Annotated in this window: 1 rRNA gene; it reads left to right on the forward strand. The window is 53.8% G+C overall.

Features of this window, described 5'->3' with window-relative positions:
- A 23S ribosomal RNA gene (locus C400_RS0125930) occupies positions 1–733 on the forward strand; the annotation flags it as partial.

Consider the following 733-nt stretch of genomic DNA (forward strand, 5'->3'; position numbering starts at 1 on the left):
AATTCATAGGTGAGTGAGAGGCAGACCAGGGGAACTGAAACATCTAAGTACCCTGAGGAAGAGAAAACAATAGTGATTCCGTCAGTAGCGGCGAGCGAACGCGGATTAGCCCAAACCGAGGAGCTTGCTCCTTGGGGTTGTGGGACGTCTCACATGGAGTTACAAAGGAACCGGTTAGATGAAGAGGTCTGGAAAGGCCCGCCAGAGAAGGTAAAAGCCCTGTAGTTCAAAACTTGTCCCCTCCGAGACGGATCCCGAGTAGTGCGGGGCACGTGAAACCCCGTATGAATCCGGCAGGACCATCTGCCAAGGCTAAATACTCCCTGGCGACCGATAGTGAAGCAGTACCGTGAGGGAAAGGTGAAAAGCACCCCGGAAGGGGAGTGAAATAGATCCTGAAACCGTGTGCTTACAAGAAGTCAGAGCCCAATTTAGGGGTGATGGCGTGCCTTTTGTAGAATGAACCGGCGAGTTACGTTCCCGTGCAAGGTTAAGGTGAAGAGCTGAAGCCGCAGCGAAAGCGAGTCTGAATAGGGCGAATGAGTACGTGGACGTAGACCCGAAACCGGGTGATCTACCCCTGTCCAGGGTGAAGGTGCGGTAACACGCACTGGAGGCCCGAACCCACGCATGTTGAAAAATGCGGGGATGAGGTGGGGGTAGCGGAGAAATTCCAATCGAACCCGGAGATAGCTGGTTCTCCCCGAAATAGCTTTAGGGCTAGCCTCGGAAA

The sequence above is a fragment of the Paenibacillus sp. ICGEB2008 genome, assembly GCF_000307675.1.
Lineage (GTDB): Bacteria > Bacillota > Bacilli > Paenibacillales > Paenibacillaceae > Paenibacillus > Paenibacillus polymyxa.